This window comes from Herbidospora sakaeratensis (assembly GCF_001570525.1).
Taxonomy (GTDB): Bacteria; Actinomycetota; Actinomycetes; order Streptosporangiales; family Streptosporangiaceae; genus Herbidospora; species Herbidospora sakaeratensis.
On the sequence record NZ_BBXC01000009.1, the window covers coordinates 530,422 to 544,138 of the forward strand.

Consider the following 13,717-nt stretch of genomic DNA (forward strand, 5'->3'; position numbering starts at 1 on the left):
CCATGGACTCGTGGGGGTCGCCGCCCTATGGGGGCGGCCAGCCGCCTCCGCGCCCGGAGCCGGCCTCGCCGGTCCGCCCCTTCACCGTCACCGGCGGCCGCACGACACCGCGCATGCAGCTCGCGCTGGAGGCGCTGGTGTCGTCGGCCACGTCGCTGCAGCACGACCTGTCCCAGCGGCCGCCGGAGTACCGGGCGATCAGCTCCCTGTGCCGTCAGGTGCGGTCGGTGGCCGAGGTGTCGGCCCTGCTGCACATCCCGCTCGGGGTGATCCGCGTGGTGATCGCGGACATGGTCGCCGAGGGCCTGGTGCACGTGCACCAGCCGCAGTTGGATGCCGGGATGCCGGACTTGGGCTTGTTGGAAAGGGTGCTCAGTGGACTTCGACGTCTATAGTCACGGCGGCGGCGCGAGCCGCGGCCTGACCTCGACGAAGATTGTTGTGGCGGGTGGCTTCGGGGTGGGCAAGACCACCTTCGTCGGAGCGGTCTCCGAGATCGTCCCGCTGACGACCGAGGCGGTGATGACCGACGCCTCGAAGGACATCGACGACGTCGGGCTGACCCCCCACAAGACCACCACGACGGTGGCCATGGACTTCGGCCGGGTGTCGTTGGAGGAGGATCTGATCCTCTACCTGTTCGGCACCCCCGGGCAGCACCGTTTCTGGTTCATGTGGGACGACTTGGTCAGAGGCGCCATCGGCGCCATCGTCTTGGTGGACACGCGGCGGCTGGCCGACAGCTTCCCCGCGGTCGACTACTTCGAGGAGGCCCAGCTTCCGTTCATCGTGGGCATCAACGGCTTCAACGGCCTCTACCCCCATGCCGAGGACGAGATCCGGGAGGCCCTCACCCTCTCGGCCCACGTCCCGATCGTCCGTACGGACGCCCGGTCCCGCGATTCGGTGAAGAACGCCCTCATCACGCTGGTGGAGCACGCGCTCACCTCGCGTGTGGGCGGTCCTCGCTGGTGAGCGGATAGGCTTGGGGGGCCGGGGGTAGTCCCCTGATCCACGACGATTCCCTTCGAGGCTGGCCAATCACGTGTTCGAGACGCTTTCCGACCGGCTGACTTCGGTCTTCTCCTCGCTCCGGTCCAAGGGCAGGCTTTCCGACGCCGACATCGACGCGACCTGCCGTGAAATCCGCATCGCCCTGCTCGAGGCAGACGTCGCGCTGCCGGTGGTCAAGGACTTCGTGGCCCACGTCAAGGAGCGGGCCCGGGGATCCGAGGTCTCACAGGCGCTGAACCCGGCGCAGCAGGTCGTGAAGATCGTCAACGACGAGCTGATCGACATCCTCGGCGGCGAGACCCGCCGCCTGCGCCTGGCCAAGACCCCGCCGACGGTCATCATGCTCGCCGGTCTCCAGGGCGCCGGTAAGACCACCCTGGCCGGCAAGCTGGCCCGCTGGCTGCGCGACCAGAACCACGCGCCGCTCCTGGTGGCCTGCGACCTCCAGCGGCCCAACGCGGTGCAGCAGCTCTCGGTGATGGCCGAGCGAGCCGGGGTCGCCGTCTACGCGCCCGAACCGGGCAACGGCGTCGGCGACCCGGTCGAGGTGGCCCGCCAGTCGATCGACCACGCCCGCCGTCAGCAGCACGACGTCGTCATCATCGACACCGCCGGCCGCCTGGGCATCGACCAGGAGCTGATGGCCCAGGCCGCCGACATCCGCGACGCCGTCAGCCCCGACGAGGTGCTGTTCGTGGTCGACGCCATGATCGGCCAGGACGCCGTCACCACGGCGCAGGCGTTCATGGACGGGGTCGGCTTCGACGGGGTCGTCCTCACCAAGCTCGACGGCGACGCCCGCGGCGGCGCGGCCCTGTCGGTGCGCCACATCACCGGCCGCCCGATCATGTTCGCGTCCACCGGTGAGAAGCTCGAGGACTTCGACGCCTTCCACCCCGACCGCATGGCGGGCCGGATCCTCGACATGGGTGACATCCTCACCCTGATCGAGCAGGCGCAGCGCACGTTCGACGAGGCCGAGGCCGCCAAGATGGCCGGCAAGCTGGCCTCGGGCGACGACTTCACGCTCGACGACTTCCTCGAGCAGATGATGATGGTCCGCCGGATGGGCCCCATCAAGAACCTGCTCGGCATGATGCCCGGTATGGGGCAGATGCGCGACCAGCTCAACCAGGTCGACGACAAGGACCTCGACCGGGTCGCCGCCATCATCCGGTCGATGACCCCGGGCGAACGGTCCGAGCCGAAGATCATCAACGGCTCCCGCCGGGCCCGCATCGCGCGCGGCTCGGGCGTGAGCGTCACCGAGGTCAACAACCTGGTGACGCGCTTCTTCGAGGCGCAGAAGATGATGAAGCGCATGTCGCAGGGCATCGGCATCCCCGGCATGCCGGGGGGCAAGCGCAACCAGAAGCAGGCCAAGCCGAAGAAGGGCCGGCGCGTGAGCGGCGACCCGCGCAAGGCCGGTCTGCCGAAGGAGCCCGCCGCCGACGCGCCGGCCAAGCAGCCGGGCGGCGTGCTGGGCAACCTCGCCCCCGGCAAACTGCCCAAGGGCCTGGAGCTGCCGCCGGGGTTCGACCCGTCGAAGTTCAAGCTGCCCGGGCAGAAGTAGCCGCTCGGATCTGGCAGAATGTCATGTTGGAACATCGTGGTCCGGCGGGCGCCCTCTAATCCCCGCCTCCGCGCCTGTCCCTGGAGTGGCCGCCACCTCGTGCCCCACTCGATGTGACGCCGCTCATCCATTTTTGAAGCAGGAGAGACCACACCCGTGGCAGTCAAGATCAAGCTCAAGCGGCTCGGCATGATCCGCAACCCGCAGTACCGCATCGTCGTCGCCGACAGCCGCACCAAGCGTGACGGCCGTGCGATCGAGGAGATCGGGCTGTACCACCCGAAGGAGCACCCCTCGCGCATCGAGGTCAACTCCGAGCGGGCGCAGTACTGGCTGGGCGTCGGCGCGCAGCCGACCGACCCGGTCCTGAAGCTCTTCAAGCTGACCGGTGACTGGCAGAAGTTCAAGGGCGAGGCCGCTCCGGCTCCGCTGCTCGTCGCCGAGGCCGCCGCCGACCGCCACGCCGCCTACGAGGCCGCCGCCAAGGAGGCCCTGTCGGCCGACACCGGCGCCGCCACCACGCCGCGGAAGTCGAAGAAGGCCGAGCCCAAGGCCGAGACCGCCGCCGAGGCGCCCGCCGAGCCCACCTCGGAAACCGAGGCCTGAAATGCTCGAGGAGGCCCTCGAGCACCTCGTCAAGGGCATCGTCGAACATCCCGACGAGGTCCGCGTCCGCGCACGGAAGATCCGCACCGGGCGTGTCCTGGAGGTGCGGGTCCACCCCGAAGACCTGGGCAAGGTCATCGGGCGCGGGGGCCGCACGGCCAAGGCGTTGCGCACCGTCGTCAACGCCCTGTCCGACGGCAAATACGTCCGGGTCGACCTGGTTGATCTGAACGAAGCCCGCTGAGCGAGACGCGGACGGCCGGAGGCCGGCCGTGGCTCGCGCTGTGAATCTGCCTAATGAACAGGTAGTCCGTCATCCCGGGAGCACCGTCATCGGTCTCCCGGGATCGTCGTTTCTGGAGAACTCCTGATGCAGCTCGTCGTCGGCCGGATCGGCCGCCCCCACGGCGTCCGCGGTGAGGTGACCGTCGAGGTCCGCACCGACGAGCCGGGGGAGCGGTTCGCGCCCGGAGCGCTGCTGGCCACCGACCCGGCCTCCCGGGGGCCGCTCACGGTCCGCCACGCCCGCTGGCACAAGGGCATCCTGCTGCTGTCGCTCCACGGGGTCGACGGGCGGGAGGCCGCCGAGGCGCTGCGCGACACGATGCTCGTCATCGACTCGGCCGACATCGTGCCCTCCGACGACCCCGACGAGTTCCACGACCACCAGCTGATCGGGCTGGCCGTGGTGAACGCCGAGGGCGAGCGCCTCGGCGAGGTGACCGACGTGCTGCACCACGGGCAGGACCTGCTGGTCGTCAAGCGGCCCGGCCGCGACGACGCCTACGTGCCGTTCGTGAAGGCGCTGGTGCCCGACGTCGACCTGGCGGCCGGCCGCCTGGTCGTCTCGGCGCCTCCCGGCCTGTTCGACCTCGACGCCTGACATGCGCATCGACGTCATCTCGATCTTCCCCGAGTACTTCGCCCCCCTCGACGTCTCGCTGATGGGCAAGGCGCGGGCCAAGGGCATCCTCGACGTGCGCCTCCACCAGTTGCGGGAGTGGGCGCACGACGTACACAAGACCGTCGACGACACCCCCTACGGGGGCGGGCCGGGCATGGTCATGAAGCCCGAGATCTGGGGCGCGGCCATCGACGACGTGATCGGCGAGGGCTCCCCGAGGCTGGTCGTGCCCACCCCGAGCGGCCGCCCGTTCACCCAGGCCGTCGCCCTGGAGTACGCCGCCGAACCGTGGTTGTTGTTCGCGCCGGCCCGCTACGAGGGCATCGACAGCCGGGTCATGATCGAGTACGGCTCCCGCCTGCGGCTCGACGAGGTCTCGATCGGCGACTACGTGCTGGCAGGGGGCGAGGCGGCCGTGCTGGTCATGATCGAGGCCGTCGCCCGGCTGCTGCCCGGGGTGCTCGGGAACGCGGTCTCGGCGGTCGACGACTCGTTCGCGCCGGGGGCCATGGAGAACCTGCTCGAAGGGCCGGTCTTCACCAAACCGCCGGTCTGGCGCGGCCACGAGGTGCCGGAAGTGTTGCTCTCGGGCCACCACGGCAAGATCGCCCGCTGGCGGCGCGACGAGGCGCTGCGCCGCACCCTGCTGAAACGCCCCGAACTGATCGAACGCGGGGAGTTGTCGGCCGCCGATCTCAAGGCGATCGCGTCGTTTCGCGCCGATGGCGATCCTGTGGCAGACTGAAGCGCTGAATGCCTGCCGTTCGCAGGTTAGTCGTGCCCGCGTCCTTCTCGACGCCCCGCCTCGCAGGGGACGGACGGACCTCCGGGCGCTCTCTCAACTGATGAGGAACCTCAGTCATGCACACGCAGATCCAGGAGATCGAGAAGGCTGCCCTCCGCAGCGACATCCCCGCGTTCCGCCCGGGTGACACGCTCGAAGTGCACGTCCGCGTCGTCGAAGGCAACCGCTCCCGAATCCAGGTCTTCAAGGGCTTCGTGCTGCGCCGCCAGAACGGCGGTCTCCGTGAGACGTTCACCGTTCGCAAGATCAGCTACGGCGTCGGCGTCGAGCGCACCTTCCCGGTGCACAGCCCGGTCATCGAGAAGATCACGCTGGTGACCCGTGGCGACGTCCGCCGCGCCAAGCTCTACTACATGCGTGACCTGCGCGGCAAGGCCGCCCGCATCCGCGAGCGCCGCGACGCCCTGCCCGCGAAGTAAAGCGGCATATCCCTGCGAGCCCGTGCCTGACCGGCGCGGGCTTTCGCAGTTTTGGCGCTCGGAAGACGAGTCGGCGACGTCGCGTACTGTGACCATGATTTAGGCTCGTCTAGGCACGCGCGGGCGCGCCGCATCACTTGACTTCCCAGACCAGGACGGGGTGGACGTGGTCGCCGAAGACACCCATCAGAACGCCAAGCCCGGCAAAGACAAAAAGAGCGGCTCGTTCTGGCGTGAACTGCCCGTGCTGATCGTGGTCGCGCTGGTGCTCGCCCTGCTCATCAAGTCGTTCGTGGTCCAGGCGTTCTACATCCCGTCGGAGTCGATGGAGAACACGCTCCTGAAGAACGACCGGGTCCTGGTCAACAAGCTCGTCTACCGGGTGCGCGACATCGAGCGCGGTGACATCGTCGTCTTCTCCGGCGTCGACTCCTGGGCCGGCGAGGTCCAGTTCGACCCGCCCGCCAACCCGGTCGCCGGGTTCTTCCGCTGGGTCGGCACCGCGTTCGGCGTGGTCCCCGGCGAGAAGGACTACATCAAGCGGGTCATCGGCGTCCCCGGCGACAAGGTCAAGTGCTGCGACGAGGGCCGCATCACCGTCAACGGGGTGCCTCTCGACGAGGAGAGTTATCTCTACCCCGGTGACGTTCCGTCACTGGGCAACTTCGAGATCGACGTCCCGCCCGGCCGTCTGTGGGTCATGGGCGACCACCGCTCCGTCTCGCTCGACTCGCGCGCCCACGGCGGCGACCCGGGCGGCGGCGCCATCCCGATCGACCAGGTCATCGGCCGCGCGTTCGTGAAGGTCTGGCCGTTCGACCGGGCCGGGATCCTGCCGATCCCCGAGACGTTCGGCCAGAAGGGCCTGGCCGCCGCGGCGGGCGCGGCCCCGCTCCTGCTGGGCTTCGCGGGGGCCTTCCCGCTCCTGGCCCTTAGGCGCCGCATACGGGTCAAGCGGTAGTCTTTCCGCCCGTGGCCGTCGCAGAAGAAGAGACCAACGCCTCCGGCAAGCCCGAGGAATCCGGCAAGCCGGAGAAAAAGAAGAAGTCCGCCCTCCGGGAGACGATCACCTTCACGATCGGCGGCATCGTCGTCGCCCTCCTGGTCCACTTCTTCGTCATGCGGTCGTTCTGGATCCCCTCGGAGTCGATGGAGAACACCCTGCTGGTCAACGACAGGGTGGTGGTGCTCCAGTTCGGCTCCATCGACCGCGGCGACATCGTGGTCTTCAAGGGCTGGGACGGCGAAGACACGATCAAGCGGGTCATCGGCAAGGGCGGCGACACCGTGAAGTGCTGCGACGCCCAGCGCCGCATCACGGTCAACGGCACCCCCATCGAGGAAGAGGGCAAGTACCTCTACCCCGGCGACTACGCGGGCCGCACCTTCGAGGTGAAGGTGCCGGCGGGACGCCTGTGGCTGATGGGAGACCACCGGACCAACTCGATGGACTCGCGGTCGTACATCGACGACGAGTTCAAGGGGACGATCTCCGAAGACGACGTCATCGGCTTCGCCTTCGCCCGTTATTGGCCGCTTGACCGGCTCACATTCATATCGCGGCCGGACACCTTCTCCAACGTCCGGTGATGGGGCGTACGCTGCTTCTGTCATGACAGTCGCTTACCGTCCGCGCCCGAGCGTGGTCCGCCGTGACTCTGGCCTCTACGGCTACGAGCGCGCCCTGGCCCGCCGGGGCCTCAAGCCCGTCGCCGGCGTCGACGAGGCGGGCCGCGGGGCCTGCGCGGGCCCGCTGGTGGTGTCCGCCGTGGTCCTCGGACGTGAGATCGACGGCCTCAACGACTCCAAACTGCTGACCGAGGCCCGCCGCGAGGAGTACTACGCCAAGATCATGGCGACCGCGAAGGCCGTCAGCGTCGTGGTCATCCCGCCCGCCGAGATCGACCAGCGCGGCCTCCACAAGTGCAACGTGGCGGGAATGCGGCGCGCGGTCGCCGGGTTGGGTCTCACACCCGGATACGTCCTGACCGACGGATTCCCGGTCCCCGGCCTGCCGGCGCCCTCACTCGCCGTCTGGAAGGGCGACCAGGTGGCCGCGTGCATAGCGGCCGCGTCCATCATCGCGAAGGTGACCCGGGACCGCATGATGACAACCCTGCACGAATCATTCCCCCAATACGGTTTCGCCGGGCATAAGGGCTATGTGACCAGAGACCACAGAGCCGCCCTCGCGCACCACGGACCAAGCCAGCACCATCGGTTCTCGTTCGTGACAGTGGCTCGGACGATGCCGGGTATGAGGATGCGGGAGAATGAACCAGGGGCCGAAACGGGGTTGGGAACAGGAGGGCCGGAATGAGCGCGGAGGATCTCGAGAAGTACGAGACCGAGATGGAGCTGCAGCTCTACCGCGAGTACCGCGATGTGGTCGGTCTGTTCACGTACGTCGTCGAAACCGAACGTCGGTTCTACCTGACGAATTCGGTCGACATGGAGGTGCGCACCGCCGAGAACGGCGAAGTCTTCTTCGACGTGAAGATGCAGGACGCATGGGTGTGGGACATGTATCGACCGGCGCGGTTCGTGAAGAACGTACGAGTGGTGACGTTCAAGGACGTGAACGTCGAGGAGCTCGCCAAGCCTGACCTGGAGATGCCGAAGGAGGGCTTCTCCAGCTGAGGCCACGCGTCTTGGGGCCGGGTCCGCATGGGCCCGGCCCTTTCGCGTTTTCCACAGGTTCCTCGTTGTCCACAGGCGGTGGCGTGGGGGGTCGGCGGGCTGGCGTGGTCTGCGAGCGTTTGGCGCATGGGAGCGGCGAAGGACGAACTGGGGCGGGCGGGCGAGGAACTGGCGGCGCGGTATCTGGTGCGCCAGGGGATGGAGATCCTCGCCCGGAACTGGCGCTGCCGTGAGGGAGAGATCGACATCGTCGCCCGGGACGGGGCGGTGCTGGTGGTCGTGGAGGTGCGGACGCGGTCGTCGGGGGCTTACGGGTCGGCGTTCGCTTCGGTGACGGAGGCGAAGCTTTCGCGATTGCGGCGGCTGGGGGCTCGGTGGCTGGCGGGGCAGGGGGAGCGGTTCGTGTCGGTGCGGATTGACGTGGTGGCGCTTGACGGGTTCGCGGGGACCTTTTCGATCCGGCATGAGAAGGGGGTGTTCTGAGATGCCTTGTGTCGGGATCGGACCAGGTGGGGGTGGTTTGGGGCTCGAGCGGTTAGAGGCCAGGGCGGTTCGGGGCGGGTTCTTCGGAGTCTTGGCCGTTCGAAGCTGGAGTCGTGCGGGGCTGGGGTCGTTGAGTCGAAGGCTCCTGCGAGGCGGAGCGGTTCGAGGCCAGGGCGGTTCGGGTCGGGGTTCTTTGGAACCGGGGCCGTTGAGAGCTGGTTCTGTTTGTGGCCGGAGTCGTCAAGCCGAGGGCTCCTGTGAGGCGGAGCTGTTCGAGGCCAGCGCCGTTCGGGACGGGATTCTTTGGAGCCGGGGCCGTTTAGAGCTGGCTGGTGGGGGCCGGGGTCGTCAAGTCGAGGACCGCTCGCTGTGAGGCGGAGCTGATCGAGGCTGGAGCCGTTTGATACGGGGCGTTCGGAGCCAGGGCCGTTGAGGGCGGCAGCGTTTACGCCGAAGGCCGCATTGAGGCGGAGCCGTTCGAGGCCGGGGCCGTTTGGTGTGGGGTCGTTTGGGCGCCAGGGCGTTCCGGGCGGGGGCGTTCAAGGCGAGGGCCGTCTGGAGGCCTGGGCCGTTCAGGGCGAGGGCGCAATGCCCCAGGCGTGGGTCTTTTAGACCTGGAACCAGCCGTGGTGTTCGGCCGCGCCGGTCGGACAGTCACTCTGTCGGCGGCCGGCTTTGAGGCCGGAGCCGTTCGTGGGCGGGGTCGCTTGGGGCGGCGTTTGGGGTGGGGGCGTCCAAGGCCCGGACCTTCCGAGCCGGGGCCGTTTAAGGCGAGGGGTGTCTCGGTGCCGGGGCTGTTTGGAACTGAGGCCGTTGTGGGTCGGGATCGTTTGAGGCCGGGAGATCGCAGGGCCATCCGAGTTCAAGATCACTTTAGCAATCGGGGCAGGTCGTCGGTCGGCGCGAGTTCCTTGGGTGTTCATGTTGCTGCCTTCGGTGGAAGGCGTGAGGGGTTGTTCGATGCCTGTTGCACGTACGCGGTCCGCCGCGCTGGTCGGGGTGGCCGGGCACACCGTCGAGGTCGAGGCCGATGTGGGACGGGGGCTGGTGGGCACCCACTTCATCGGCCTCCTCGACACGGCGATCAGCGAGGCCCGGGACAGGGTGAGGTCGGCGCTGCTGAACAGCAGGTTCGACTGGCCCGATGCCCGGGTGACCGTCTCGCTCTTCCCCGCCTCGCTGCCCAAGAAGGGCTCCTCCTTCGACCTGGCCATCGCCATGGCCGTGCTGGGCGCGGCGGGGCTGGTCCCGCCCGAACGCATCGCCGAGCCGTTCTTCCTGGGAGAACTGGGGCTCGACGGGCGGGTGCGGCCCGTCCGGGGCGCACTGCCGGCGGCGCTCGCGGCGGTCGCCGCCGGGGCGCGCACGATGGTGGTGCCCGCGGCCAACGCCGCCGAGGCGGCCCTCGTGCCGGAGCTGGCGGTGTTGCCGGTGGCGTCGCTGGGGGAGCTCGTGGAGATCCTGCGTGAGGGCGAGGCGCGGGCCAGGGCGCCCTACTTCGACCCGATGGAGCTCGCCGTACCCGCCGAGGAGAAGACCCTCGACCTCGCCGACGTCGCGGGTCAGGCCCTGGGCCGGTGCGCCCTGGAGATCTGCGCGGCCGGGGGTCACAACCTGTGGTTCCTCGGCCCGCCCGGAACCGGCAAGACCATGCTGGCCGAGCGGCTGACCACGATCATCCCGCCGCTCGACCGGGAACAGGCCCTCGAGGTCACCGCGATCCACTCCATCGCCGGCACCCTCCCCGCCGACCGTCCACTGCTGGCCCGGCCGCCGTTCGTCGCGCCCCACCACACCGCATCGGCCGCGGCGGTCATCGGCGGCGGCACCGGCCAGATCCGTCCCGGCGCCGTGTCACTGGCCCATGCCAGTACGAGCTTATGTATCTTGACTTCATGAGCACACCGTTACGGGTCGCGATCTATGTGCGCATCTCCAACGACCGGACCGGAGCAGGGCTCGGCGTCGCCCGCCAGGAAGAGGAATGCCGGACGCTGGCCGCCCGGATCGGCTGGGAAATCTACGACGTCTACTCCGACAACGACGTCTCTGCATACTCCGGGAAGACCCGCCCCAACTACGCCCGCCTTCTGGCGGACGTAGCCGCCGGCCGCGTCCAAGCCATCATCGCCTGGCACGCCGATCGCCTCCACCGCTCTCCACGCGAACTGGAGGACTTCATCGAGCTCGTCGACAAGCACCACGTCCGCATCTCCACCGTTAAGGCCGGCCAGCTCGACCTCGACACCAGCAGCGGCAAAATGGTCGCCCGCATCCTGGGCAGTGTCGCCCGTGCGGAGTCCGAGCAGAAGTCTGAGCGGCTCAAGAGCAAGCTCCTCCAGCTCGCCAAGTCCGGGAAGTACGGCGGCGGCGGATCGCGCCCCTACGGCTACGAGAAGGACGGGATCACAGTCCGTCCCGCAGAGGCCCAGACCATCCAGGAGTGCGCCCGCCGAGTCCTCGCGGGCGAGGCCATCGCGAGCGTGGCCAAGGACCTCAACGTGCGTGGCGTCCCCACCGCCACGAACCGGCCCAACGGCTGGAGCGTCCCCATCCTGAAACGGATGCTGATCTCCCCGCGGATCGCCGGGCTGCGAGAGCACCGGCCACGCAACCCGGACGGGACGCGGCCGAACGTCGGCGAGATCATGGCCGTCGCCGAATGGCCCGCGATCATCAAGCGAGAAGAGATGACCCGACTGCACGGCATCCTGCTCGACCCAGCACGCCGTGTGAGCCCCGGGCGGAACGGACGCTACCCATTGAGCGGAGTCCTCTACTGCGGCCGCGAGGGATGCGCCAGGCGGCTTGTGGGCAGACCTGACGGGCTGGGCCGGCGCAGGTATGTGTGCAACGCGGTGCCGGGCGCCGGAGGCTGCGGCAAGATCATGGCCTTGTCCGAGCCCATTGAGGAGCATCTGTTCACCTTGGTCGCCGGAGCGCTGGACGACCAGCCCTTCATGACCCGGCTCATGTCGGCCGGGAGTGACGTCACCGCCGACAAGGTCCTGGCGGAGATCGCCGATGACGAAGCGGAGCTCGAAGCGCTGGCGGGCGACCTGGGAGAGCGGCGGATCACGCGGAAGGAGTGGCTGGCGGCTCGAGTCCCCATCGAGGCGCGGCTGCGTCAGAACCGGGCCCGCCTGGAGAAGTCCGACCACCGGGCTCCGCTGACGTTCGCGGACGCACCGAAGTCGGGGGAGCAGGCGCTGGCCTGGTTGACGAACCCGGAGATTCCGGCCAGTCGAAAGTCGGCGTATATCCGTGCCGTGATGGAGAAGGTGTGGGTTCTGCCGGGTGTACGTGGCCGCAATAAATTCGACGCGGCACGCTTCAAAATTGACTGGGTTGCGTAAACGCTGCCTATGGCGACAGATCCTCCTTACCGAGACCAGATCAAATCTGGACATCCGCGTCTATCGCGGCACGTGGGGGCCGTATGGCGTGAGAGGGCAATAACGTCCCGCCGAATCCGGTATGGACCGGTCCTAAGGACCTATTCCCACGCCTCCCTTACGCATCTACAGTGGTCGGCACTGCGTCTCGCCCCGGGAATGTCGAACGCACGATCGGATACCGCCCGTAGGGGGACAGGGAGGTCCGATGGGAGGGAACTACCAGCATGGGGTTGTACTCGCGCATCGTCCTGTACGTCGCCACCGGCCTGCTCTGGCTGGTCACGGGGGGCTGCGCAATCCTCACCGACCTCGACTACGAGATCTACTCGCTCATGCGGCTCGCCACAGGGCTCGCAAGCCTGTGGACGCTCGCGACCATCCTCACCCGACCTGACAACGGCGCCCTCGCCCACGCCCGCCTCGCCATCCACGCCCTGCGCGTCGAGGGCGCGGCGAAACGGCAACACGCCCCTGACGACTCGCCGACCGGGCCGTTCCGGTCGCTCGATCGAGTGAAGTAGCTATTCCTGGTCTTCCGGCGCGGCCTGTTTGAGGCGACGGAGCTGTTTCTCCAGATCCTTGATCTGGCCGCGCGAAAGACCGGGGCTCGTCGCGACAACCCATGCGAGCGCATCGTCCAGCGTGACGATCTCTTCAGGCCGCGACACAGTCGCGGGCGGACGACTCAGCCTCCCGATCCTGGCCGGCGAAGTGCGGAGATCATCGGCTGAGACTAGACCTGTCGCCACGAGAACATCCCCAACGGAAACGTCGAACTGGCCGGCCAACCTCTCGAGCTCGCCGAAGACTTCCTCCACGGACTCCCACCGGACACGGCTGCCTGACAGCGCGAAGAGCAAACCGGGGGACGGCGCCACCTTCTGAGGCGCGGGTGCCGGCACATCGCCGCCTTCTCGAATCTCGTGGAGAGTGCCGGGAGAGAGGCCGAGCGCTCGTTCGACACGGGCGCGCGTGGCGGCCTGGGGCCACTTCTCGCCCGACTCCAAGTTGTAGATCGTCTTCACGTCGACCGAGCTCGCGGCTGCGAGTTCGGTCTGAGTCATGCCCAGCTCTCCCCGCCGCTGAGTCACAAAGGCGGCGACGTCGCCGAGCGGGGCCCGTCGTCGGCTCATGCAGCACATCATGAGGGAACATCCGGGAACAGTCGAGCTGACTACTCGGTGACGAAACCGAAACAACCGGCAAGTCAAGGGCGTAATCGGGAACTCTTTCGGAGGTCGTGCGACTGTAGTTGCTGTTTCTTGCCGGTTCTTCCTTGAAAAGTTCCCGATTGTTCCCTAGGGTTGCGGCATGACCCACCCCCTGGAACCCGAGAACGTTCGGCGAGGCGCCACCATCCGCGCCCTCACCGAAGCACACGGCTGGCGCGTGGGGGAGCTGGCCGCCGCTCTCGACAAGAGCCACTCGTTCATCAGCAACGTCATGGCCGGCCGCAAGGCCGCGCCCGTCCCGCTGTGCCGCCAGATCGCCGACCTGCTCAAGGTCCCGCTGGCCGCCATCGTCAGCCCCGAGCACTACGCCGACGCCGCCGAGCCCGCGCTCACGGGGGGCGAGTCCTGATGGGGGAGCGGCAGCCCGCGCACACCGCGCCATGGCTCGACCTGCCCCCGGCCGAACGGCTGAAGGACCCCGCCTTCCTGGCGTTCCTCCGCGACTCCCGCGCCTCTTCCGGGCTCCCGCCGACCATCAGCGACCCGGTGACCATCTCCCGCCTCGTGGACCTCATGCAGGTCCCGCAGGCCGCCGCGGCTTAGCCGCGAACTCAGGCGGGCCCCGGAGGCACCCGGAGCCCGCGAGCCCCGCTCCATCCCCCTCTTCGCAGAAGGAGAGCAGGACCGATGACCATCATCTACG

Annotated in this window: 19 protein-coding genes; 18 read left to right on the forward strand and 1 reads right to left on the reverse strand. The window is 68.4% G+C overall.

The window, feature by feature from the left end:
• The first annotated feature begins 2 nt into the window (after positions 1 to 2).
• The 16 genes from AW271_RS12425 to AW271_RS12500 all read left to right on the forward strand — a co-directional run bounded on the left by AW271_RS12425 (position 3) and on the right by AW271_RS12500 (position 12,363).
• On the forward strand, positions 3 to 395 hold the full coding sequence (locus AW271_RS12425) for a DUF742 domain-containing protein (RefSeq protein WP_030455658.1): 393 nt from the start codon (positions 3 to 5) through the stop codon (positions 393 to 395).
• Positions 396 to 420: 25 nt separating this feature from the next.
• Complete coding sequence (locus AW271_RS12430; protein ID WP_062336444.1) at positions 421 to 975, forward strand: GTP-binding protein; 555 nt, start codon at positions 421 to 423, stop codon at positions 973 to 975.
• Between the two features lie 70 nt (positions 976 to 1,045).
• Positions 1,046 to 2,587: a signal recognition particle protein gene (gene ffh, locus AW271_RS12435; protein ID WP_062336072.1), complete on the forward strand. Its 1,542-nt coding sequence runs from the start codon at positions 1,046 to 1,048 to the stop codon at positions 2,585 to 2,587.
• A 156-nt stretch (positions 2,588 to 2,743) separates the two neighbouring features.
• Complete coding sequence (gene rpsP, locus AW271_RS12440) at positions 2,744 to 3,193, forward strand: 30S ribosomal protein S16 (RefSeq protein WP_062336074.1); 450 nt, start codon at positions 2,744 to 2,746, stop codon at positions 3,191 to 3,193.
• A 1-nt stretch (position 3,194) separates the two neighbouring features.
• Positions 3,195 to 3,437, forward strand: coding sequence for an RNA-binding protein (locus AW271_RS12445; RefSeq protein WP_062336076.1), 243 nt, complete (start codon positions 3,195 to 3,197; stop codon positions 3,435 to 3,437).
• 126 nt (positions 3,438 to 3,563) lie between these two features.
• Positions 3,564 to 4,076, forward strand: a complete 513-nt coding sequence (gene rimM / locus AW271_RS12450; protein ID WP_062336078.1) for a ribosome maturation factor RimM — start codon at positions 3,564 to 3,566, stop codon at positions 4,074 to 4,076.
• Position 4,077: 1 nt separating this feature from the next.
• A complete protein-coding gene (trmD, locus tag AW271_RS12455; protein WP_062336080.1) occupies positions 4,078 to 4,842 on the forward strand; it encodes a tRNA (guanosine(37)-N1)-methyltransferase TrmD in 765 nt (254 codons plus the stop codon).
• Positions 4,843 to 4,958: 116 nt separating this feature from the next.
• On the forward strand, positions 4,959 to 5,321 hold the full coding sequence (gene rplS / locus AW271_RS12460; RefSeq protein ID WP_062336082.1) for a 50S ribosomal protein L19: 363 nt from the start codon (positions 4,959 to 4,961) through the stop codon (positions 5,319 to 5,321).
• A 166-nt stretch (positions 5,322 to 5,487) separates the two neighbouring features.
• Positions 5,488 to 6,282 (forward strand): signal peptidase I, encoded by a 795-nt coding sequence (lepB, locus tag AW271_RS12465; protein ID WP_245653038.1) that lies wholly within the window; start codon positions 5,488 to 5,490, stop codon positions 6,280 to 6,282.
• A gap of 11 nt (positions 6,283 to 6,293) precedes the next feature.
• Positions 6,294 to 6,911, forward strand: a complete 618-nt coding sequence (gene lepB, locus AW271_RS12470) for a signal peptidase I (RefSeq protein WP_062336085.1) — start codon at positions 6,294 to 6,296, stop codon at positions 6,909 to 6,911.
• Positions 6,912 to 6,933: 22 nt separating this feature from the next.
• The gene (locus tag AW271_RS12475; RefSeq protein ID WP_062336087.1) at positions 6,934 to 7,641 is read left to right on the forward strand and encodes a ribonuclease HII; all 708 of its coding nucleotides are present in this window, start codon (positions 6,934 to 6,936) and stop codon (positions 7,639 to 7,641) included.
• A complete protein-coding gene (locus tag AW271_RS12480; RefSeq protein WP_030455669.1) occupies positions 7,638 to 7,961 on the forward strand; it encodes a DUF2469 domain-containing protein in 324 nt (107 codons plus the stop codon). The genes AW271_RS12475 and AW271_RS12480 overlap by 4 nt, the downstream gene beginning before the upstream one ends.
• A gap of 126 nt (positions 7,962 to 8,087) precedes the next feature.
• The gene (locus tag AW271_RS12485) at positions 8,088 to 8,444 is read left to right on the forward strand and encodes a YraN family protein (protein WP_062336089.1); all 357 of its coding nucleotides are present in this window, start codon (positions 8,088 to 8,090) and stop codon (positions 8,442 to 8,444) included.
• Positions 8,445 to 9,404: 960 nt separating this feature from the next.
• Complete coding sequence (locus AW271_RS12490) at positions 9,405 to 10,343, forward strand: ATP-binding protein (protein WP_083976496.1); 939 nt, start codon at positions 9,405 to 9,407, stop codon at positions 10,341 to 10,343.
• Positions 10,340 to 11,800: a recombinase family protein gene (locus AW271_RS12495; RefSeq protein WP_062336091.1), complete on the forward strand. Its 1,461-nt coding sequence runs from the start codon at positions 10,340 to 10,342 to the stop codon at positions 11,798 to 11,800. Before AW271_RS12490 ends, AW271_RS12495 begins: the two co-directional genes overlap by 4 nt.
• A 266-nt stretch (positions 11,801 to 12,066) precedes the next feature.
• On the forward strand, positions 12,067 to 12,363 hold the full coding sequence (locus AW271_RS12500) for a hypothetical protein (protein WP_062336093.1): 297 nt from the start codon (positions 12,067 to 12,069) through the stop codon (positions 12,361 to 12,363).
• On the opposite strand, the gene AW271_RS12505 is transcribed toward AW271_RS12500, so the two are convergent.
• Entirely contained in the window at positions 12,364 to 12,975 is a 612-nt protein-coding gene (locus AW271_RS12505) for a helix-turn-helix domain-containing protein (RefSeq protein WP_062336095.1), read from the reverse strand. It lies immediately after the preceding gene.
• Positions 12,976 to 13,153: 178 nt separating this feature from the next.
• On the opposite strand from AW271_RS12505, the gene AW271_RS12510 reads away from it, so the two are divergent.
• Both AW271_RS12510 and AW271_RS12515 read left to right on the forward strand, forming a co-directional pair.
• The gene (locus AW271_RS12510) at positions 13,154 to 13,423 is read left to right on the forward strand and encodes a helix-turn-helix domain-containing protein (protein WP_062336097.1); all 270 of its coding nucleotides are present in this window, start codon (positions 13,154 to 13,156) and stop codon (positions 13,421 to 13,423) included.
• On the forward strand, positions 13,423 to 13,617 hold the full coding sequence (locus AW271_RS12515; RefSeq protein WP_062336099.1) for a hypothetical protein: 195 nt from the start codon (positions 13,423 to 13,425) through the stop codon (positions 13,615 to 13,617). Before AW271_RS12510 ends, AW271_RS12515 begins: the two co-directional genes overlap by 1 nt.
• Positions 13,618 to 13,717 lie beyond the last annotated feature (100 nt).

Excerpts from the sequence above, each read along its gene's own strand:
- AW271_RS12425 (WP_030455658.1), top strand. The coding sequence starts at position 3 with ATGGACTCGTGGGGGTCGCCGCCCTATGGGGGCGGCCAGCCGCCTCCG.
- AW271_RS12445 (WP_062336076.1), top strand. The coding sequence starts at position 3,195 with ATGCTCGAGGAGGCCCTCGAGCACCTCGTCAAGGGCATCGTCGAACAT.
- rimM (WP_062336078.1), top strand. The coding sequence starts at position 3,564 with ATGCAGCTCGTCGTCGGCCGGATCGGCCGCCCCCACGGCGTCCGCGGT.
- trmD (WP_062336080.1), top strand. The coding sequence starts at position 4,078 with ATGCGCATCGACGTCATCTCGATCTTCCCCGAGTACTTCGCCCCCCTC.
- rplS (WP_062336082.1), top strand. The coding sequence starts at position 4,959 with ATGCACACGCAGATCCAGGAGATCGAGAAGGCTGCCCTCCGCAGCGAC.
- AW271_RS12475 (WP_062336087.1), top strand. The coding sequence starts at position 6,934 with ATGACAGTCGCTTACCGTCCGCGCCCGAGCGTGGTCCGCCGTGACTCT.
- AW271_RS12480 (WP_030455669.1), top strand. The coding sequence starts at position 7,638 with ATGAGCGCGGAGGATCTCGAGAAGTACGAGACCGAGATGGAGCTGCAG.
- AW271_RS12485 (WP_062336089.1), top strand. The coding sequence starts at position 8,088 with ATGGGAGCGGCGAAGGACGAACTGGGGCGGGCGGGCGAGGAACTGGCG.
- AW271_RS12490 (WP_083976496.1), top strand. The coding sequence starts at position 9,405 with ATGCCTGTTGCACGTACGCGGTCCGCCGCGCTGGTCGGGGTGGCCGGG.
- AW271_RS12495 (WP_062336091.1), top strand. The coding sequence starts at position 10,340 with ATGAGCACACCGTTACGGGTCGCGATCTATGTGCGCATCTCCAACGAC.
- AW271_RS12500 (WP_062336093.1), top strand. The coding sequence starts at position 12,067 with ATGGGGTTGTACTCGCGCATCGTCCTGTACGTCGCCACCGGCCTGCTC.
- AW271_RS12505 (WP_062336095.1), bottom strand. The coding sequence starts at position 12,975 with ATGAGCCGACGACGGGCCCCGCTCGGCGACGTCGCCGCCTTTGTGACT.
- AW271_RS12510 (WP_062336097.1), top strand. The coding sequence starts at position 13,154 with ATGACCCACCCCCTGGAACCCGAGAACGTTCGGCGAGGCGCCACCATC.
- AW271_RS12515 (WP_062336099.1), top strand. The coding sequence starts at position 13,423 with ATGGGGGAGCGGCAGCCCGCGCACACCGCGCCATGGCTCGACCTGCCC.